The 19,717-nt window shown below is 65.1% G+C and carries 17 protein-coding genes and 1 pseudogene; 7 read left to right on the top strand and 11 right to left on the bottom strand.

From position 1 onward, the window contains the following. Nucleotides 1-416: 416 nt before the first annotated feature. A complete protein-coding gene (locus A5791_RS27570; RefSeq protein ID WP_304441717.1) occupies nucleotides 417-1,136 on the bottom strand; it encodes an Hsp20/alpha crystallin family protein in 720 nt (239 codons plus the stop codon). A 196-nt stretch (nucleotides 1,137-1,332) separates the two neighbouring features. Here A5791_RS27570 and A5791_RS23775 point away from each other — a divergent pair. Continuing rightward, nucleotides 1,333-2,019: pseudogene (locus A5791_RS23775) on the top strand (dipeptidase); the annotation flags it as partial. Between the two features lie 5 nt (nucleotides 2,020-2,024). Here A5791_RS23775 and A5791_RS23770 read toward each other — a convergent pair. After that, complete coding sequence (locus A5791_RS23770) at nucleotides 2,025-2,423, bottom strand: hypothetical protein (protein WP_156661568.1); 399 nt, start codon at nucleotides 2,421-2,423, stop codon at nucleotides 2,025-2,027. Nucleotides 2,424-3,142: 719 nt separating this feature from the next. Here A5791_RS23770 and A5791_RS23765 point away from each other — a divergent pair. From A5791_RS23765 to A5791_RS23755, 3 genes are read left to right on the top strand one after another with little or no spacing between them, the layout of a single operon-like run. After that, nucleotides 3,143-4,396: an acetyl-CoA acetyltransferase gene (locus A5791_RS23765; protein WP_067242222.1), complete on the top strand. Its 1,254-nt coding sequence runs from the start codon at nucleotides 3,143-3,145 to the stop codon at nucleotides 4,394-4,396. Nucleotide 4,397: 1 nt separating this feature from the next. Beyond that, nucleotides 4,398-5,912 (top strand): carotenoid oxygenase family protein, encoded by a 1,515-nt coding sequence (locus A5791_RS23760; RefSeq protein WP_067242220.1) that lies wholly within the window; start codon nucleotides 4,398-4,400, stop codon nucleotides 5,910-5,912. Then, nucleotides 5,909-6,391, top strand: coding sequence for a VOC family protein (locus A5791_RS23755; protein ID WP_067242217.1), 483 nt, complete (start codon nucleotides 5,909-5,911; stop codon nucleotides 6,389-6,391). Before A5791_RS23760 ends, A5791_RS23755 begins: the two co-directional genes overlap by 4 nt. 5 nt (nucleotides 6,392-6,396) lie before the next feature. Here A5791_RS23755 and A5791_RS23750 read toward each other — a convergent pair whose 3' ends face one another. The 8 genes from A5791_RS23750 to A5791_RS23715 form a co-directional block, all read right to left on the bottom strand. Next, nucleotides 6,397-6,828 (bottom strand): hypothetical protein, encoded by a 432-nt coding sequence (locus tag A5791_RS23750; RefSeq protein ID WP_067242214.1) that lies wholly within the window; start codon nucleotides 6,826-6,828, stop codon nucleotides 6,397-6,399. A gap of 10 nt (nucleotides 6,829-6,838) precedes the next feature. Beyond that, nucleotides 6,839-9,994: an adenylate/guanylate cyclase domain-containing protein gene (locus A5791_RS23745; protein WP_067242211.1), complete on the bottom strand. Its 3,156-nt coding sequence runs from the start codon at nucleotides 9,992-9,994 to the stop codon at nucleotides 6,839-6,841. 78 nt (nucleotides 9,995-10,072) lie between these two features. Continuing rightward, nucleotides 10,073-10,846, bottom strand: coding sequence for a VOC family protein (locus A5791_RS23740; RefSeq protein ID WP_067242207.1), 774 nt, complete (start codon nucleotides 10,844-10,846; stop codon nucleotides 10,073-10,075). A gap of 139 nt (nucleotides 10,847-10,985) precedes the next feature. Further along, nucleotides 10,986-11,459, bottom strand: coding sequence for an SRPBCC family protein (locus tag A5791_RS23735; protein WP_067242204.1), 474 nt, complete (start codon nucleotides 11,457-11,459; stop codon nucleotides 10,986-10,988). A 4-nt stretch (nucleotides 11,460-11,463) separates the two neighbouring features. After that, nucleotides 11,464-11,661 carry an antitoxin gene (locus tag A5791_RS23730; RefSeq protein ID WP_067242201.1) on the bottom strand — a complete coding sequence of 66 codons (198 nt, stop codon included), beginning with the start codon at nucleotides 11,659-11,661 and terminating at the stop codon, nucleotides 11,464-11,466. 276 nt (nucleotides 11,662-11,937) lie between these two features. Continuing rightward, a complete protein-coding gene (locus A5791_RS23725) occupies nucleotides 11,938-13,512 on the bottom strand; it encodes a serine hydrolase (RefSeq protein WP_067242198.1) in 1,575 nt (524 codons plus the stop codon). 88 nt (nucleotides 13,513-13,600) lie between these two features. Further along, nucleotides 13,601-14,719, bottom strand: a complete 1,119-nt coding sequence (locus A5791_RS23720; RefSeq protein WP_067242195.1) for an MBL fold metallo-hydrolase — start codon at nucleotides 14,717-14,719, stop codon at nucleotides 13,601-13,603. A gap of 5 nt (nucleotides 14,720-14,724) precedes the next feature. After that, nucleotides 14,725-15,456 carry an enoyl-CoA hydratase gene (locus A5791_RS23715; RefSeq protein ID WP_067242191.1) on the bottom strand — a complete coding sequence of 244 codons (732 nt, stop codon included), beginning with the start codon at nucleotides 15,454-15,456 and terminating at the stop codon, nucleotides 14,725-14,727. Between the two features lie 85 nt (nucleotides 15,457-15,541). On the opposite strand from A5791_RS23715, the gene A5791_RS23710 reads away from it, so the two are divergent. Next, a complete protein-coding gene (locus A5791_RS23710) occupies nucleotides 15,542-17,041 on the top strand; it encodes a carboxyl transferase domain-containing protein (RefSeq protein ID WP_067242187.1) in 1,500 nt (499 codons plus the stop codon). 37 nt (nucleotides 17,042-17,078) lie between these two features. Here the strand turns inward: A5791_RS23710 and A5791_RS23705 are convergent, their stop codons facing one another. Beyond that, the gene (locus A5791_RS23705; RefSeq protein ID WP_067242184.1) at nucleotides 17,079-17,672 is read right to left on the bottom strand and encodes a TetR family transcriptional regulator; all 594 of its coding nucleotides are present in this window, start codon (nucleotides 17,670-17,672) and stop codon (nucleotides 17,079-17,081) included. A gap of 104 nt (nucleotides 17,673-17,776) precedes the next feature. On the opposite strand from A5791_RS23705, the gene A5791_RS23700 reads away from it, so the two are divergent. Together A5791_RS23700 and prrA are read left to right on the top strand one after the other, a co-directional pair. Next, the gene (locus A5791_RS23700; protein ID WP_067242181.1) at nucleotides 17,777-18,916 is read left to right on the top strand and encodes an FAD-dependent monooxygenase; all 1,140 of its coding nucleotides are present in this window, start codon (nucleotides 17,777-17,779) and stop codon (nucleotides 18,914-18,916) included. Nucleotides 18,917-18,987: 71 nt separating this feature from the next. Then, complete coding sequence (gene prrA, locus A5791_RS23695; RefSeq protein ID WP_156661567.1) at nucleotides 18,988-19,698, top strand: two-component system response regulator PrrA; 711 nt, start codon at nucleotides 18,988-18,990, stop codon at nucleotides 19,696-19,698. Nucleotides 19,699-19,717 lie beyond the last annotated feature (19 nt).

The following is a 19,717-nucleotide window of genomic DNA, read 5'->3' as shown; positions in this document are numbered from 1 at the left end:
CGGTCACGCGCCAACCGCGTGGATTGTCGTCACACTCGCCGCTGTAGTTGTCGTCGATGTACGGCGGTAGTTCGCGCTGACTGTGCGCAGGTTTCCGCATTGGCAGCAAAGCGCACGTACGCGAGTAATCTCTTGCATTGTCGAATCTCCTCTGCAGATTTCGGCCATCCCCCGGGGCGGTGCCAGCCGCCGCCGGGGCTCCCGCATCATGCGGGAAGTTCTGGGTGCGAGCCATCGTTTATTCATCGCAAATGATCGAGAATCGACGAGAATTGCCGACAATTACTGGAATGGTTCGGCATCGAGAACCGTTGCGCTACAACGACTAGCGATAACGAACACGAACCTTTGAAAACGCCCGGCTGCAAAAGCCGGTGTCGCAGGTTCGAATCCTGCCGGGGGCACAGGGCACTCGACTAACCCGAGGCGCCGCTGTTGTGCTTTTCGGCAGGCGCGGCCTGCGGCAGCCCCACCGAGACCGTCAGGATTCCGTCGCGGTAGCTGATGTCGACGTCTTTTGCAGGATCGATACCGGGCAGTTCGGCCCGGATCTCGTAGCGGCCGTCGTCGTTCATCTTGTCTTCGAGCCGGATCAGTGGACCGCCCGAGACATTGGTTTGACGCGCCGGCCACGACGGGAAACCATCTGGCCACGGTAACAACTCGGGCCAGCGCGAGTTGGATTGCGCCCCAATGGCACTGACTGCACGCTCAGGAGCGACGCGAGCCGCCGGGCTCTCCCAGGTCGTTACTGCCCAGATGACGAAGAGGTCCAGGGCGATCTGCACAATCGCCCAAACCGGGTAGTGCGTGAGAAATAGGAACTGGCTCATGATCGACACCGAGGCGATGATGGTGGCGGCCACCCGTGCCCATGTCGTACCCCAGACCAGTCCGAAGGCCACGAGACTGACCAGTATGCCCTCGACGATGTTGATCCACCCCCAAGCGGTGCGACTGAACACGTACGAGTAGTCCGGATCAGCGACGATTCTCCGGTCGTGGGCCAGCGTCCTAACGCCCAGGAAAATGGTCGCCACCCCAGACACCAACATCACGGCGGCCGCCGCGTAGATCCCGATGCGGGCCAAAACTTCTCGAGGTGAATACCTGTCGCAACTTGGATGCTGGGTCACGACCGGCCTCCTGGACTTTAGAAACTCGCAATGGGCTCAACACTCGGCTCGCGGATACCCCACCCGCAACCGCACGAATTTCATCATCTAACTCCGCGGCGAGGTGGGCAATAAGCCGAAGTTTTGCCGTTGGCTCTGCGTCCAGGGAAAAGAAGTGCGAGTGGTCCGCGCCGTCAGCGCAGTGTCAACCGCGGGGGAAGACTCCCGTCCCCTTGACGACAACCTCGGCAACCTGGCCACACTGGCCAACCACGGCGTGCGTACCCTGCTGCCCACCTACAACCACGCCAACCGCGCAGGCAGCGGCTGCCTGGATACCGACGACGGCGGTCTCACCGCGTGGGGGCGTTCGATCGTCGCCAAGATGAACGGGGTCGGTATCGTTCCCGACGGTTCGCACTGCAGCGCCCGCACCGGCCTCGACATGTGTGAAACCTCAACCGGCCCAGTCGTATACAGCCACTCTTGCATGCGTGCGGTATGGGACCACCCGCGCAACATCACCGACGACCAGGCCCGGGCCTGCGCGGCCACCGGAGGCGTCACCGGAATCACCGGCGTCGGGATCTTCCTCGGGCCCAACACCCCCACGCTCGATGCGATGACCAGGCACCTGGAATATGCGATCGACCTGGTCGGCATCGACCACGTCGGGATCAGCTCGGACTTCTCTTTCGACTACGCCGACTTCGTCGAAGAACTCACGCGCAATCCTGAATTGTTCGACGACAGCTATACGCGCTGGGGACCGATCCAGTGGATGCGTCCCGAAACGCTGCTGACGCTCGGCGATCACCTCAACGGCCGGGGGTGGCGCGACAGCGATGTACGCGCGGTGCTCGGCGGCAACTTCCACCGCGTCGCGCGCCACTCCTGGAGCTGACGCATCTACAAGCCGGGCAGGCACAGCGGGAAGATGCAGGGCGAAGTAGGGGGCGTCTGCTCTTTTCGGAGGATATCCGCCAGCCTGACGACTGCAACTCCCAGCATCGCTTCCACCTCCGGTTGTTGCTCGGGAGGCAGGTTGCGAGTGTCCCTGTCGACTACGGTGACCTGCTGCTGCAGCCCCGCTATTCGCTGATTTCGCTCCGCCGGGGACAGGCCATCCCATCGGTCATCCAATTCGGAGATCTGCCGCAGCAGCTCTTGAACCTCCGACTTGGGATCGCTCTGCAGCTTCGGAACGGGGCTCAGCGCCGGTGGCGCGGTCAACTCGGCCTGAGCGGGACCCGTCGTCATCACCGTGCCGGCCACCAGACAAGCCGTCACTATCGCCGTGAACTTCATGACGGTTCCCTTCTGCACAACTGGCGGGCGTCAACCACTTAGGCTGCCGCGCAAGCCTTGTATGTCCTTGGTGAAATCCTTGCGAAATTCTTGCGCCGTCCACGGGCTCCGGCAGATTCGTGGTACCCGAACCGTCGCCAACCTCTTCGTACCCGCCGAGCGCAGCCGGTGGATCGGGCCCGTGACTGACCACTCATGTACCATCAGTCACTCGTGCGACGGACTGAGCTGCTCTGTCCAGCAACGGCCCATAACCGGGACGCTTGTACGATTACAGCGAAAGTCGTTGCGACGCGGGCAATCAGCGTATCGGCGGTTCACGTCCTGGGCGTTCGCGGGCGGGTGCGTCACCGTCCGCGACGGCCGAAGGAGTCACCGGTACGCGTGTGTAACACGACCCCATGCCACCGCCGAACCGGTAAAGCCTTACCAATCTGAGGTTTTCACCGCTGCGCCACCGCCCGCTGGTGCCCGGCCGTACCTGCCGCGGCCGTCCTCCGCATTCAGGTCGATGTTCTGGTCCGGGCTATCGGAACGGCCGTACATGTTTGTCAACGCCCGTGCGTGGTAATGCACCCTGGGAGGCTGACGCGTTAGCCGGCTGATGCGTCCCTCTAGGTCCCGTCGGTTCAGCCCGAGAGCCGACGGGGCCGCCACTACTTGTTGCGCATGATCCGATCCTCCGACGGACGACCCGATCTGTTGTACCGTTGCCGAATATGGACGGCTCGACGGGCTCTGCACCTGTGTGGATTCTCGCTGGCTACCAGAGCGACTTCGCCCGCAACCTCACCAAAGAGAATCGCGACTTCGCGGCTCTGACCGCGGAGGTCGTCGAAGGCACGCTGAACTCGGCTCGAGTGGATGCCACGGATATCGGGGTGGTCCACATCGGCAACGCGTTCGGCGAGATGTTTGCCGGTCAGGGTCATCTAGGGGCGATGCCGGCCACGGTGTGCGACGGGCTGTGGGACACCCCGGCCGCGCGGCATGAAGCAGCGTGCGCGTCGGGCAGCATCGCGGTGCTGGCAGCGATGGCGGACTTGCGGTCGGGCGCATACGACAGCGCGCTGGTCGTGGGCCTTGAGCTGGAGAAGACGGTACCCGGCGACACCGCAGCCCAGTATCTGGGTGCAGCCGCGTGGACCGGGCACGAGGGAGCCGACGCGCGATACCTGTGGCCTTCGATGTTCGCTGAGGTCGCCGACGAGTACGACCGGCGCTACGGCTTGGACGACACACACCTGCGCGCCATCGCGCAGCTCAACTTCGCCAACGCTCGCCGCAATCCCAACGCGCAGACCCGCGAGTGGACGATCCCCGATCCGATCACCGACGACGATGCAAGCAACCCGATCACCGAAGGCCGGCTGCGCCGGTTCGACTGCAGCCAAATGACCGACGGCGGAGCCGCGCTGGTTCTGGTCAACGACTCCTACCTGCGCGATCACCCCGAGGTGCGCCCGATCGGCCGCATCGAGGGCTGGGGGCATCGCACCGTCGGGCTGGGTCTGCGCCAGAAGCTGGAGCGGTCCGCCCAAAAAGACCCAGACCCCTACGTGATGCCGCACGTGCGGGCCGCGGTGCTCGACGCCCTGCGCCGCGCGCAGGTGACCCTCGATGACGTCGACGGGTTCGAGGTGCACGACTGCTTCACCCCCAGCGAGTACCTGGCCATCGACCACATCGGGCTGACCGGCCCCGGCGAATCGTGGAAGGCCATCGAAAACGGCGAGATCGAGATCGGCGGCCGGTTGCCGATCAACCCCGGCGGCGGGCTGATCGGCGGCGGGCATCCGGTCGGAGCGTCGGGTGTGCGGATGCTGCTGGACGCGGCAAAACAAGTGAGCGGGACGGCCGGCGACTACCAGGTCGAGGGCGCAAGCAGGTTCGGCACCTTGAATTTCGGCGGCAGCACTGCGACCACGGTGAGTTTCGTTGTTTCAAGTGCACGAGGTGCAAGAGGCGAGTGACATGGATGTTGAGCTGGTCGGCAAGTATCTGTCGACGCTGCCCGAGGACGACGACCACCCCTATCGCACCGGTCCGTGGCGGCCTCAGACCAACGAGTGGGACGCCGACGATCTGATCGCCGTCGAGGGAGCAATTCCCGACGATTTGAACGGAATCTACCTGCGCAACACCGAGAACCCGTTGCATCCGTCGTTTCAGACCTACCATCCGTTCGACGGCGACGGCATGCTGCATGTGGTCGGTTTCCGCGACGGAAAAGCCTTCTACCGCAACCGGTTCATCCAAACCGAAGGCTTCCTGGCGGAAAACGAGGCTGGTGAGGCGTTGTGGCCTGGACTGGCCGAGCCGGTCCAACTTGCCAAACGCGAAAAGGGTTGGGGCGCACGCACGCTGATGAAGGACGCGTCGAGCACAGATGTCATCGTGCATCGCGGCATCGCCCTGACCAGTTTCTACCAGTGTGGCGACCTGTACCGTATCGACCCGTATTCGGCTGCCACGTTGGGCAAGGAGAGCTGGAACGGCCGCTTCCCGTCCGACTGGGGCGTCTCTGCGCATCCGAAGGTGGACAACAAGACTGGCGAACTGTTGTTCTTCAACTACAGCAAGCAAGAGCCCTACATGCGGTATGGCGTGGTGGACGCCGACAACGTACTGGTCAACTATGTCGACGTGCCACTGCCCGGGCCGCGGCTTCCGCATGATATGGCGTTCACCGAAAACTACGCGATCCTCAATGATTTCCCGCTGTTCTGGGATCCAAGGCTGCTCGAGCACAATGTGCACCTGCCGCGTTTCTATCCCGACATCCCGTCGCGCTTCGCGGTGCTGCCGCGCCACGGTGCAACGGCCGACATCCGCTGGTTCGAGGCGGACCCGACGTTCGTGCTGCACTTCGTCAACGCCTACGAGGACGGAGACGAGATCGTGCTCGACGGCTTCTTCGAAGGCGATCCGCAACCACTTGACACCGGTGGATCGAAGTGGGACAAGGTGTTTCGCTTCCTGGCGCTGGACCGCTTGCAGACCCGACTGCACCGATGGCGGCTCAACCTGGTCACCGGCGCGGTGAAAGAGGAGCAACTGTCGGAGGCCATCACCGAATTCGGCACCATGAACCCCGACTACGCGAGCGGCAAATACCGCTACGCCTACGCCGCGACCGGCAAGCCGGGTTGGTTCCTGTTCGACGGGTTGATGAAACACGACCTGCTCACCGGCAACCAGGAGCGCTTCGGCTTTGGCGACGGCGTGTACGGCAGCGAGACGCAAATGGCTCCGCGGCTGGAGGGCGGCGGGGAGGACGACGGCTATCTGGTCACCCTTACCACCGACATGAACGCCGATGCGTCGTACTGCCTGGTCTTCGATGCCGCCCGGGTGGGCGACGGGCCGGTCTGCAAACTCCAACTGCCGGAACGTATTTCCAGCGGTACGCATTCGGCGTGGGTCGCCGGCCAGGAGTTGCGTCGGTGGGATACCGCGGAGTCGGCAGCTGAGGCGGTCGGGCTATGAACACCCACCCGCCCCGCCGGAGGACACACTGGCCCAGGGAGCTGGCGTCGATCGGGGGCATTCGCTTCGCGCGTCGCTCGCAGAACTTCGGCGAAACGGTCCGGTTCTACCGTGACTTGGTGGGGCTGCCCCTTTTCGAGACTTTCGAGGCCAGCTATGGGAGCAACGGCGCGATCTTCGGCCTGCCCAGCTTCAACCTGACGATGGAGATCGTAGAGGCGGTCGACGGGGTCGCCGTCGACCACCATGAACAGCTCTGCCTCTACTTCCCTGACCGAGAGGCACAACAGGCGGCGATCGCCCGCCTGCAGCAGGCGGGTGCGCAGCCGGTGGAGCAGCATCCGTACTGGGAGGCGACGGGAGCAGTAACCTATCGAGATCCCGACGGCCGCGAGGTTGTGTTCGCGCCCTTCGTATTCGGCGTCAACGAGCCTGATAGCAGTGCCGTCTCAGGCAAGCACGAGTTTCCTTCAGGCTGAACGTCCTACCGCCCAGCGCGACGGGAAGCCACTGCGGCGATCACCGACCAAACCGAACACACCACCGCGAAGACGGCGCCGGTCGCGCCGATATAGAACCCGTACTGGGCCGACACCGACGGACTGATGTTGAGTTTGTAGTACCAGACTATGAGCACGGCGATGAGCACCGAAATGACCAGTGCCGCAATCGAAGCGATTGTCATGGACAGGCCGCGGCCGACCATCGCGCCGGCCACCAGCAACGTCGACGCCAGCAATACTATGAGCTGGCCCGCACCGAACCCCGGCGGTAGCACCATGCGGTGGGCGCCCCCGATGGCGTTGGCCCAGCCCCCCCCGTTCTCCGACGTCGTCAGCCACGGCAGCCAGGCGCTCACCGAAACAACCATGGCGAAGAACGCCACCAGCCAACCGGGGCGCAGGCGGCGAGTCATGAGTGCGAGATTAGCTCATCGCCGCGGCCCACTGCATATGTCCTTCAAAGCCAAGTGAATTCGCAATCGCGCGGTAGCGGTCGCGGAAGTCTTGGTAGGCGCTTTCGTCACCGCGGGCCTGGCCCTCTAGCGCGCGCATGCGCAGCAGCCAGATGTCGTTTACGACGAATCCAGGTTCGGTCGGCACCGCCGCCAGCCGATCGATGGCAGCTTGGGCTTCCTGGAGGTCGGTGGGCGCGGCTCTGCGCAGCAGCACTTCTACCAGAGCAGCGACGGCTGCCGCGCGAAGATTCATTTCGCCGGACGCGTATTCCATCTCGACTGCCGCTTGAACGAGCTCGATTGCGCCATCGAGATCCCCGACTCGGACCTTCTCTCCGGCGAAGTAGATGTCCACGAACACGGTCAGGATCAGCGTAGAGCGCTCCTGCATCGCGGCATTGCGGGCCTTCGCCAGCAACGCAATCCCATCGCCGCGCTCAGGACCACCTAGCACCAGGAGCGTCAAGCCGCGAATGTATTGAGCGCAACTCAGCGCGAAATCATGGCCGGATCGTTCGGCGATCTCGAGCACTTCAGCTGTCTCATGCGCGGCAGCAGCGTCCGGCAGCCAGGCCCCATTGACCACCATGGTGTATTTAAAGACCAGCAGCACCGCCCGCATCGGCACATCGAACGCACGCACCATCGCCGCCGCCCGCTCCACGTCGTCTCGCCATCGCGGGTCGCCCAGAGCGCCGCGCGCGCAACCCCGCAACATGATCGCGCCAGCGAGCGGGGAGCCGATTATCAGATCGCCCATGGTGGCGTCACCGTCGGCAAGGTCGATCGCCCGTTGCGACAAGCGGATGGACTCGGCCGCCTCGGCACGCTGCAGTTTGGCGGTGTATGCAGCATAGGAAAGCCCAACTGTCAACAGCGGGTCTCCGATTGACTCGAGCAGGTCGACCAGTTCGGACGCCCAGCGCGACGCTTCCTGAAATCGGGCGTGGACGGTCAATGTCGATATCCACCCAGTCATCCCCATGGCCAACGACACCTTGTCGCCGGCCGCGGCGGCGAGATCGCGTAGCTCGTCGAAGCCGGCGTCGGCAAGGCTGCCGCCGGCCATCCAGGCGGTGCCGCACAGTAATGTGCGCGGAGCGATGCGCATTGACGCACGTTGCGGATCCGTGTCAGGCAATCGGTCGGCGACGTCTCGCGCGCGCTGCCAGCTGGCACGCGCCGCGGTGAGATCGCGGTGGGTGAGCCAGGTGCCGGCGCGCATGTGCCAGGCGAATGCCGCGTGTAGGTCACCGGCAGCGTTGAGATGTTCGGCGATCAATGCGGCGTTTTCGTCGGGTTGTTCGCGTTGTTCGATCGCGGCGGCCAGGAGCCGGTGCAGCTCAGCGCGGTTCGATTTCAGCTGCGATTCGTATGCCACGGCGCGAATCAGCGGATGCCGGAACGCATATTCGACCCGCGGGGTGAACCCGACTTGATCGATCAGCTCAGCCTTGACCAGCTCGTCGAGCAAAGGTTCAGTTCCCAAGACAGTGACCAACTCGGGGCTGAACCGTGATCCGATGACCGCCGCGGCACTCAGCGTGCGTTTGGCTGCGGCGCTGAGCCGGTCGACGCGGGCCGCGATGGCCGCCTGCAGGGTGGCCGGCACAGTGACGTCCGCGACCGCATCCTCGAGCACATACGAGCCTTGCGCGCCGCGGATCGCCCCGCGTTCGGCGAGGTCGCGCACGATCTCCGCGGCGAAAAACGGGTTTCCGGAAGCGCGTTCGGTGATGACCTCGGTCAGCGGATGCACGGAGGAGTCTGTGCCGAGCAGCTCACCGATCAGTGCTGTGGTCTGCGCCGCGTTGAGCGGCCGTAACGCGATGGTCTGCGCACCGGGCATCGTGGTCAGCACGCCGCGGTACTCGGGGCGATAGGTGATGAGCACCATCGAAGGGGTCTGCGGAATCACCGCCAAGAAATCGGCCAGCAGCGACTCGCTCACCTCGTCAATCCAATGCGCGTCCTCGATCACAAACAGCGCCGGGTCAGTGCGCGCCAAAGACGCGGCATTGATCAATGCAGTCAGGCGCCGCCGCCGGGCATCGGCCTCGATGTTGGGCAATTCGATGTCAGGATCGGCGATGCCCAGCAGATCATCCAGTAGCAGTAGATCTTCCGGATCGGCGCCGTCGATGCCGGAGCGGATCAGTGTCCGGCCGTCCTCGTCGTCGAGGCAGTCGACACCCAGCGCGGCACGCAGCAACCCGGTCACCGCATGAAAGGGGATGTCGCTGGTGTGGGATTCGCAGAAGGTGGTGAACACCTTGACACCGCGGGATGCTGCCAGCGTTGCGGCTTCGCGCGCGATGCGGCTCTTGCCGATGCCCGGCGGTCCCAAGACACCAATCACGCACCCGGCCCCCGCAATGGCCTCGTCGAGAATTGCCTCGACAGTGCTCAGCTCCCACGCGCGCCCGATTAACGGTGGGTCGCTGCGACGATGATGATCGCTGCTCATCGCAATCAAACGCCGGGCAGGCACTGGATTCGTTGCGCCCTTGATACGTACCAATTCAGGGTCGGACAGTATCGCGGCGTCCTCGACCAGCCGGGCGGTGGACTCGCTGAGCATCACCCCGCCCGTTGGCGCCACCGACTCCATCCGCTGCGCCATGCCCACCTGCTCGCCGATCGCGGTATAACCCAAAGTGCCAGAACCGATTTCGCCGGCGATCACCTGACCCGAGTTGAGACCCACCCGCAACTGCAGGTTCACCCCGTCGCGGGCTGTGACCACACCCGCTATGCGTTGCGCTTCTTCTTGAATTCCCTGCGCTGCAAGACACGCACGAAAAGCATGGTCCTCCAATGCGACTGGCGCGCCGAACACCGCCATGACCCCGTCGCCGGTGAACTTGTCCACTGTGCCGCCGAACCGCTGCACCACGGCCGATAGGGCCGTGACGAGCTCGCTCATGATCTCGCGCAATCGCTCAGCACCCACCATCGCCGCAATGTCCATCGAATGCACGACATCGGCGAACAGCACGGTCACCTGCTTGTATTCGGCCGGTATTGCGCCCGCCCTGATGGGCGAGCCGCACTCGTCGCAGAACTTCGCGGTGGCACGCACTTCGGTACCGCACGTCGCGCAGGCGATTCCTGTCGCAGTCATGCGAGCACCACCGATCCGGGGTTGGGCCACCCCGGTCAGAATAAAGCGCTTGCCGGCCGGATACGCCGCTATCGCCGCTTAACTCTGCAGCGACGACAGGTTGAACACCGCACCTGTCGGATCGGCCGCAGTCGCAAGGCGTCCGTAGGGGGTGTCCTCAGCCGGTCGCAGCACAGCACCGCCGTTGTCACCGATTACCTGCAGCGTCTTGTCCACATCCTTGGCGCCGAAGTAGATCGTCCAATTCGACGGCACACCTTCCGGCAGGAAGCTCGTGCCGTCCATCACCCCGAGCAGCTGCTGGTCGCCGAACGATGCTGTGGTGTAGCGGAATTCGTCAGTGTCAGACACGGACTCGGTTCGCCAGCCGAAGACCGCTCGGTAGAAGTCGAGGGCGGCCCGATAGTTGCGGGTGGTCAGCTGGTGCCAGACGGGCGCGCCGGCTTCGCCGATCAACTCGAATCCACGATGCTCCAGCGGCTGCCACAGGCCGAACATCGCCCCCGACGGGTCAGTCGCCACAGCCATGAAGCCTTTCGCGGGCACCTCCATCACTCCCATGCATGTCGCGCCGCCGGCAGACGTCACCGCGGCGGTGGTCACATTGATGTCGGCGGTGTGGAAGTAGGTGCTCCAGCCGTCCGGAGCCTGGGACTCAGGGTTGTTGGCCATCATCCCGGCGACGGGATTGCCGTCCTTGGCGGCATTGACGTATCCGCCATATTCGGGTCCGGCGGACTCGAACGTCCAACCGAACACCGCGCCGTAGAAGTCTTGGGCACGTTCGACGTTCGACGACATTAGGTCGATCCAGCAGGGGGCGCCCAACGGGGCGTCGCTTCGGGTGGGCACGATGATCTCCTCGTGGTGTCGGTGGGTCCCAAGCGGGGTTCACGGATATGGACTGGTACTGCACCGAAAAGTCACCGCGTTTGTCCGCGACACTTTCATCACGCGGGTCGCAGCAACTTCAGGCTGGGCGACCACTCGATCAGCTGCTGACGCCGCGGCTGCCGTTCAAGCTCGGGTCGGGCCCGGCAAACACCCTGACGAAGTTCTGCAGCGATTCGCGAATGTCACTGCGCAGCGCCGCGGCGACGATCATGCCGATCGGGCCGAACAGCGCCGGGCCACCGAGGTGCACATTGAAGCTGACGACCGAGCCGTCGTCCTTGGGCTGCACCTTGGCGATCAGCTTGACTTTGACACCGCCCACACCGTCGCCGTTGAGCGTCATGGCTTCCGGCGGCTTGTAGTGCACGATCGTCCATTTGATCCGGTTGGGCATGCCCTTGACCTCGACGTAGGACTCGATCACCGTGCCCTTCTCCAGGATGTCGGGCAGCTCACCACGCCAGAGCCGGTGGATGGTCAGCCAGTCTTTGAACCGAGACAGATCGGAGGCATGCTTCCAGGCCTGCTCGGGCGGCAACGGTACGTCTATGGATCCAGAGAGTTTGGCCATGCGCTCAGTTCTGCTGGTCGCCCGACTCGCCCGTGCCGCCTGAGCCGGCGGCCTTCTTGGCCTCTTCCTGCACCTTGTGGATGGTGTCGGAGTATTTGCCCTTGGTCTTGTCGTCCACGAACTCGCCGGCTTTGTCGATCGCCGTCCCGACCTTGTCGGCGTTCTGCGACAACAGATCCTTTGCCTTGTCCAGGAAACTCATGCTTCATCCTTCCCCCGGGTCTGCCGCATTGCTGGTCAAACCGCAACTCACTTGGGGAGATGGTAGACCAAGCCACCCGGGCGACCGGACGGGCTACGGCGCCCGCAAAGAGCGTGCTGCGGCCGCATTCGTCACACCAGCCACGTGTGTCCCTGACGGGCTCGGCCAGTCGATCTGCAATGTGATAGCGCCGGCGCTATCACATTGCAAACCAGAACATGCCCGCTTTTTTGGTACCGAAGTGGCTGGTGTGAAATGTCCCAGCCACCACCTCGGTTATCGGGTGAATGTTCCCAGCTTGTTGGAGTCGAAATACTCGAGGTTGAGTGTGTTGTCGACAAAGGTGGCCTTGGAAATCGTTCCGGCTGGGGCGTTTTCGGTTACCAGCCCGAATGTGAACGTGTCACCATCCCAGTGCGTCAAGCCGTAGGACTGGTTCTTCGGACCGAGCGAAAGCTGCAGCGCGCCATCGCGTTCGGCGACGACGGCCGGACCCCAATAGTCGTTGGCGTACACGCCGGTGTAGTCGCTGAGCGGTCGAGCCGGAGCCGGGTTGGCCGGAGGCTGCTTGCCCACCAGCGATCCGAGCGGGTCGTTGATGGCGGCAATGCCCTGCCGGTACAGCGCCGACCAGTCCTCGCGAACCTGGCCATACTGCACCAGATCCAGGAATTGCGCGGTCAGCGTCTCAGGTACGCCGTAGGGCGCGGCGTTGGTCAGGGCGATGATGGCAAGGTCCTCGGACGGCATCACCACGAAGTTCGTCGCCTCTCCCATGGTGAAGGCGCCGGAATGGCTGTAGGTGGTGCGCCCCGAGGAGCTCACCGACACGGCGAACCCGTGGCCGTAGAAACTGGCCCGCTCCTTTGGCGTGGCCGGCGGCGTTGAAACGGCCTGCGGGGTAACGGCGGGAAGCAGCGTCTCCGGCGCCGCGATCCGCTGGCCGTTGTAAGTTCCGTTGGCCAGCACCATGGTCAGCCAGCGAGCCATGTCGTTGACCGACGAACTCACCCCGGCGGCGGGCGACTGAGGATCGGGATCCCGTTGGAAGCGCGGCTCCCATTTGTCTCCGACCTTGACGTGGTTGACCGCATGGTTGGGCCGGGCCATGAAGTCGGCGAACCGCGAGCTTGTCGACGCCATCCCCAGCGGGCGGTAGAGCACCTGCTCGGAGAGGTCCTCCCACGGTTTGCCCGCCGCGGCCGCGACGGCTTCGGCGGCTGCTGTCAGCCCGAAGTTGGTGTAGGCGTAGCTGTTTCGGAAGGGCGTCAGCGGCAGATAACGCAGCCGCTCGAGTGATTGGCGGCGGTCGTAATCCATGTCCTCCAGCGCGTCAGCGGCATGATCGGGTAGCCCGGAGCGATGCGAGTACAGGTCGGCGACGGTCACGTGACTGGTGACGTAGGGATCACTGAGCGCGAACCAGGGCAGCTTTTCTGCCACCGGCGTGTCCCAGCTGACCACCTTGTCTGTCACCTCATGCGAAACCACCGTCGCGCCCACCGATTTCGATATCGACGCCAACTGAAAGACGGTGTCGGCATTGACTTTGTTGTCCTGCGCGTCACCTTTGCGAACGTCTTTGATCCCAAATCCTTTGGAATAGACTGTTTTTCCGCTGTGGACGATCGCCACCGCCATGCCCGGGACGCCCGAGCTCTTCATCAGCTCAGCGACCAGTCCGTCGACTTTGGAAATCGCGTTGTCGACGCGGCCGGCGGGGATGTCCAGACCCGACACCTCGTTCGGCGGTCCGGTAAGCAACGGGTTGGGGTTTGCCACCCGGGACGTGCATCCCGTCAACGCCAGGAGCACCACCAGGACAGCGGCCGTTGCCGCGCGTTTCGTCATGGCCGCACTCTAGACCGGCCGTCGACGGCCAGCAGACGCAGAATCGCACAAAATCGGCCGTTTCAATGCGATTCTGCGTCTGCTCGCGCTAGAAACGCCACCACGGGTTGAAGCGCAGCGGCCCGGCCGGATCGATCCGTTGACCGGGCGTGGGCACCGCTACCTGAACACCGGAAGGCTCCGCGGCCTTCAGCAACCGCTCGACCGGCTCCGCCCACGGATGCGGCGCCAGCCGGAAGGTGCCCCAATGAACCGGAACCAGCGGCGCCGAACCCGAGTCGGTGAGATCCCTGTGCGCACGCACCGCTTCCTCGGGGTTCATATGGATGTCCGGCCACGCAGTGTTGTACGCGCCGATTGGCAGCAACGTCAGATCGAACGGTCCGTGGTCCCCGCCGATGTTCGCGAAACTCTTGGTGTATCCGGTGTCGCCGCCGAAATATACGCGGTGACTCGGGCCGACGAACGCCCACGACGCCCACAACGTGTTGTTGCGGTTGAAGGTCCGCCCCGAGAAGTGCCGCGCGGGCACGCAGATCATGGTGAGCTCGTCGACCGCAGCGCTCTCATTCCAGTCCAATTCGACGATCCGATGCTCGGGAATACCCCACGCGCGCAAATGGGCGCCGACTCCGAGCGGCACGAAAAACGGGGCCCGCTGCATACGGGCCAGGGCAACGATCGTGTCGTGATCCAGATGGTCGTAGTGGTCATGGCTGATCACCACCGCGTCTACCGCCGGGAGCCCTTCCAATGGCACCGGCGGCGGATGCAGCCGCTGCGGTCCGACGATGTCCGACGGCGAGCACCGGTCACTCCACATCGGATCGGTGAGCACGCGGTAACCGTCGATTTCCACCAGCGCCGTGGAGTGACCGAACCAGCTGACGGCAAGCGGGCTGGCATCACCGCGATAGATCTGCGGCGAGGCCAACGGAATCGGCGCGGGAGGCCGGCTGGCGCTGCGCGGATCCAGCAACTGCCAGGCGATTTGCCGCATTTGCTCGCGGTCCATGACAAAGATCGTCGCGGGGTCGAGGTTGACGAAGACGCCGTCCCGGTAGTTCGGCGATCCATCGCATACCGCGCGGATCGACGCAAAGTCGGCGCCCCTTTCAGCCTGCATACCGTGCAGTGCACGCAGCACCCAGCCACCGGTCGCCAGGGAGACCGTGCCGGCAACCTTCCGCAACGCGGAATGCACCATTAGGCCTACGCTCCTCGGAACTTCGGCGGTCGCTTCTCCACCCGCGCGATCTGCGCCTCGATGACATCCTGGCTGGCCCAGGCCTTGTCGAAGAGCTCCTTGTGCTCCGGCCACGCCTCTTCGATGGAACCGTCATCGTTGAGCACCCGTTTGGCGTGCTGAAGGGCCAGCGGCGCCAGGCCGGCGACCTCGGCGGCCCACGCCTGCGCGTCCGCCAGCGTCCCGATCCGGTTGGCCATCCCGGTAAGCAGCGCAGTCTCTGCGGTCAGCTTCTCGGCGGTCAGCAGCATCGCCCGCGCCCGCCCGTGGCCGACCAGCGAAGACAGTCGACGGATGCTCCAATTGTCCAGGGCCAAGCCGTATTTCGACGTCGGGAACTGGAAGAACGCCTCCTGCGCGACGACCCGCAAGTCGCACTGCATGGCCAGCTGCAGGCCCGCGCCGATGGCCGGACCGTTGATGAAGCCGATGATCGGCAGCGGGGTCGCGTCCATGACCTTGTGCAATTCGATGAGCCGGTCGGGATAGTCGGCGGCGAACGCGTCGCCACTCAGGTCCGCCCCGGCGCAGAACACCGTGCCCTGCCCGGTGAGCACGATGACCCGGGTGCTGCCGTCGCCGGCCTTCAGTACGGCCTCGCGTAGCTCCTCGACAAGCTGGGAGTTCAAGGCATTGCGGCGCTCAGGGCGCTGCAGCTCAATCGTCATAACGGCTTCGGCCTGGGTGACACCGATCATGGAGGCCAGCCTATATAAGGCGAATCGGTCGACTCGGGCGAGTGTTTGGCGCCCCGGCATCTTCGACGCGCTTTAGCCTCGTCGCGTGAGCCATATCACTGCCAGCCAGGTGCTGGACGCGGTCCTGGACGACGGCTCTTTCGTCAGCTGGGACGGTGCGCCGCCGGCAATACCGATATCCGAGTCGTATGCCCGTGAGCTTGCCGCCGCCCGAGCCGCCATCGGTCTGGACGAGTCGGTGCAGACCGGTGAGGGCCGCGTACACGGACGGCGGGTGGCCGTGGTGGTCTGCGAGTTCGGCTTTCTCGGTGGCTCGATCGGGGTGGTGGCGGCCGAACGCATTACGTCCGCCATCCAGCGAGCAACCGCTGATCGGCTGCCCCTGCTGGCCTCGCCGAGCTCGGGTGGCACCCGGATGCAGGAGGGCACGGTCGCCTTCCTGCAGATGGTCAAGATCGCGGCCGCCGTCCAGCTGCACAAACAAGCGCACCTGCCCTACCTGGTCTACCTGCGCAACCCGACCACCGGCGGGGTGTTCGCGTCGTGGGGTTCGCTGGGCCACGTCACGGTCGCCGAACCGGGTGCGCTGATCGGTTTCCTCGGACCACGCGTTTACCGGCTGCTGTACGGCGAGCCGTTCCCGGCCGGAGTTCAGACCGCCGAGAACCTGCAGCGGCACGGTGTGGTCGACGCCGTGGTTCCGGTCGAAGAACTGCGCGCCACGCTGGACCGGGCGCTGACGGTGATCGCCGACCCCCCCGGCGCCGCGCCCGTCGCAGAGCCGCGCCAACCTGTGCCCGATGTGCCCGCGTGGCAGTCGGTGGTGGCGTCGCGGCAGCCCGACCGGCCCGGCGTAGGGCATCTGCTGCGGCACGGCGCCACCGATCAAGTGCTGCTCTCCGGTACCGGTCAGGGCGAGGCGGCGACCACCCTGCTGGCGTTGGCCCGATTCACCGGCCAGCCCGCCGTGGTACTGGGTCAGCAGCGGGTCGCGGGCGGGATGGAAGCCCGAGTTGGGCCGGTGTCGCTGCGTGAAGCCCGGCGCGGCATGGCGTTGGCCGCCGAACTGCGTTTGCCACTGGTGCTGGTGATCGACACCGCGGGTCCGGCGTTGTCGGCCGAAGCCGAACAGGGTGGGCTGGCCGGCCAAATCGCCCAGTGCCTGGCCGAGCTGGTCACGCTGGATACGCCAACGGTGTCGGTGCTGCTCGGACAGGGCAGCGGCGGTCCGGCGCTGGCGATGGTGCCCGCCGACCGGGTATTGGCTGCACTGCACGGCTGGCTGGCGCCGCTGCCGCCCGAGGGCGCAAGTGCGATCGTCTTTCGGGACACCGACCACGCCGCCGAACTGGCTGCGGCTCAAGGCATTCGGTCGGCCGATCTGCTGAAGGCCGGAATCGTCGACGCCATCGTTCCGGAGTATCCGGACGCCTCCGACGAACCGGTGGAATTCTCCCGGCGGCTGTCGAGTGCCATAGCCGCCGAGGTAAACGCGTTGCGCGCGATACCCGATGCCGAGCGACTGACCGCCCGGCTACGGCGCTATCGCCGCATCGGACTGCCCCCGCTGGGCCACGAGACTTAAACCACGCACACGACACGCCGAAAACACCTGCACACGTTTAAGTTTCGGTGATGTTCTCGACGCCAACGACGCCGGGACGCCCGACGAGATACCGCTGGATCGTCGGGCCGAGCCACTGCACCACGTCGTCTCGACTCATCTCGACGACCGGCGGCAACCGCAGCACAAATCTGCACAGCGCCAGTCCGAGGATCTGGGTGGCAATCAGCCCGGCCCGCCTTGCAGCCCCGTAGATCTCAGCAGCCGCCGACGCGAACGACGCCACCAGCGGTTGCAGCTGGCTACCGAAGATCTCCTGCATCCGTTGCGCGGCGTCGGCGTTCGTGGCGCTGGACCGCAGCAGGATCACCAGCGCGTCGTCGGCCTCCCAACGTTCCAGAAAATGTCGTACCAGCGACCAGCCCAGTCGAGCGCGGTCCGCGTCGGCGAAATCGGGAAACTGCAGATCGAAGTCGGCCGCGGCGGCGAACAGCTTGTCTTTGTTGCCGTAGTAGCGCATGACCATCGCCGGATCCACGCCGGCGTCTGCGGCGATCCCGCGGATGGTGGTGGCCTGATACCCGGCCTCGCCGAACCGCTCCCGTGCCGCCGCAAGGATGACGGACTTGGTCTCAGCAGATGATCGTCTCATGTCAACAATTGTAGGCCAACAACTGTTGACATACGGCCCGGGCGCGCGCACTCTAAAGCTATGCCAACAAGCGTTGACTAAACCTCAAGGGAGAGGGAACCGCCATGAACGACACAGATGTCCTGGTAGTGGGCGCCGGCCCAACCGGCCTGACACTGGCCGCCGTCCTGCTCACGCGGGGCATCCATGTCGAGGTGGTCGACAAGCTGCGGCAGGGGGCAAACACCTCGCGCGCCGCCGCCGTGAATGCCCGGACGCTCGAGGTCCTCGAGAAGCTGGACGTGTCCCGCCGGCTGGTCAAGGCCGGGCTCGTCGCTCCGCGCTTCACCATGCGCGAGGGTTCGACACTGTTGATCGCGGTCGACTTCAGCACACTGCCCACGCAATACCCGTACACGCTGATGATCTCTCAGGCCGATACCGAGCGGCTGCTGGAAGAGCGCCTCAACGAGCTGGGCACCGAAGTGATTCGTCCCAAGTCGCTGACCGGCCTCAGCCAGGACGCCACCGGCGTCACCGCCACCTTCGACGACGGCGACACCATCAGGGCGCGCTACGTCGTCGGCGCCGACGGGATGCACAGCACCGTGCGCGAACAGGCCGGAATCGGCTTCGCCGGCGGCGAGTTCGCCGAATCCTTCGCGCTCGCCGACGTCCGCGTCACCGGCGAAGCGCCCCGCGACGAGGTGATCCTGTTCTACGGCAAGGACGGCCTCAACGTGCTGGCACCGCTGCCCGACGACATCTTCCGCATTGTCGCGCCCGCCGCCGACGTGCCGCCGGTGCCGTCGGCCGCGTTCGTTCAGCAGCTGTTGGACACCCGCGGCTTCGGCCCGGGCCGCACGATGGTGACCGAGCTGGTGTGGGGATCGCGGTTCCGGATACACCACCGCGTCGCCGACGGTTACCGATCCGGTCGGCTGCTGCTGGCCGGCGACGCCGCGCACGTGCACAGCCCCGCCGGCGGCCAGGGCATGAACCTCGGCATCACCGACGCGATCGCCCTGGGCACGGCGCTGGCAAAGGTGCTGCGCGACGGTTCGGACGCGCAGCTCGACGCTTACAGCGCGTCGCAACGCCAAAAGGCCCAGCAAGTGCTGACGCTGACCGGACGGCTGACCCGGGTCGCGACCATGCCGCGGCCCCTGCGCCCGATCCGCAATTCGGCCATGCGCGCAGCCGCGCATCTGCCGGCGGCGCGACGGCAATTGGCGTGGCGATTGAGCGGATTGGTTTACCGGTGAAAAGGGGGATTCCCGTTCACCGCGCGACCCAGCGGTGATCCTCCCACGTCCATAGGCAACGGTCAGGCAAAATGGGCGCCATGGACACTGGTGCCACCTCACCTCGCGTCTTGGTCGTCGACGACGACTCCGACGTGCTCGCTTCGCTCGAACGCGGTCTGCGGCTGTCCGGATTCGAGGTGTCCACGGCGGTCGACGGCGCCGAAGCGCTACGCAGCGCCACCGAGACCAGGCCCGACGCCATCGTGCTGGACATCAACATGCCCGTGCTCGACGGGGTCAGCGTGGTCACCGCATTGCGAGCAATGGACAACGACGTGCCCGTCTGCGTGCTCAGCGCGCGCAGCTCGGTCGACGACCGGGTGGCCGGCCTGGAGGCCGGTGCCGACGATTACCTGGTCAAACCGTTCGTGCTGGCCGAGCTGGTCGCCCGGGTTAAGGCCCTGCTGCGCCGTCGCGGCTCGACTGCGACGTCCTCGTCGGAAACCATCACGGTAGGTCCGCTGGAAGTCGACATTCCCGGGCGGCGGGCCCGGGTCAACGGCGTCGACGTCGACCTGACCAAGCGCGAGTTCGACCTGCTGGCGGTGCTCGCCGAGCACAAGACCGCGGTTTTGTCCCGTGCCCAGCTCCTGGAGCTGGTATGGGGTTATGACTTTGCCGCGGACACCAACGTGGTCGACGTCTTCATCGGCTATTTGCGTCGCAAGCTCGAGGCACACGGCGGCCCCCGGCTGCTGCACACGGTCCGCGGGGTCGGTTTCGTGCTGCGCATGCAATAGATTGAGCGGATCAGTAAGT

Source organism: Mycobacterium sp. 852002-51163_SCH5372311, assembly GCF_001667115.1.
Lineage (GTDB): Bacteria > Actinomycetota > Actinomycetes > Mycobacteriales > Mycobacteriaceae > Mycobacterium.
The sequence above is the reverse complement of the archived record's forward strand: the minus strand, read 5'-3'. Positions and strand labels throughout refer to the sequence as shown.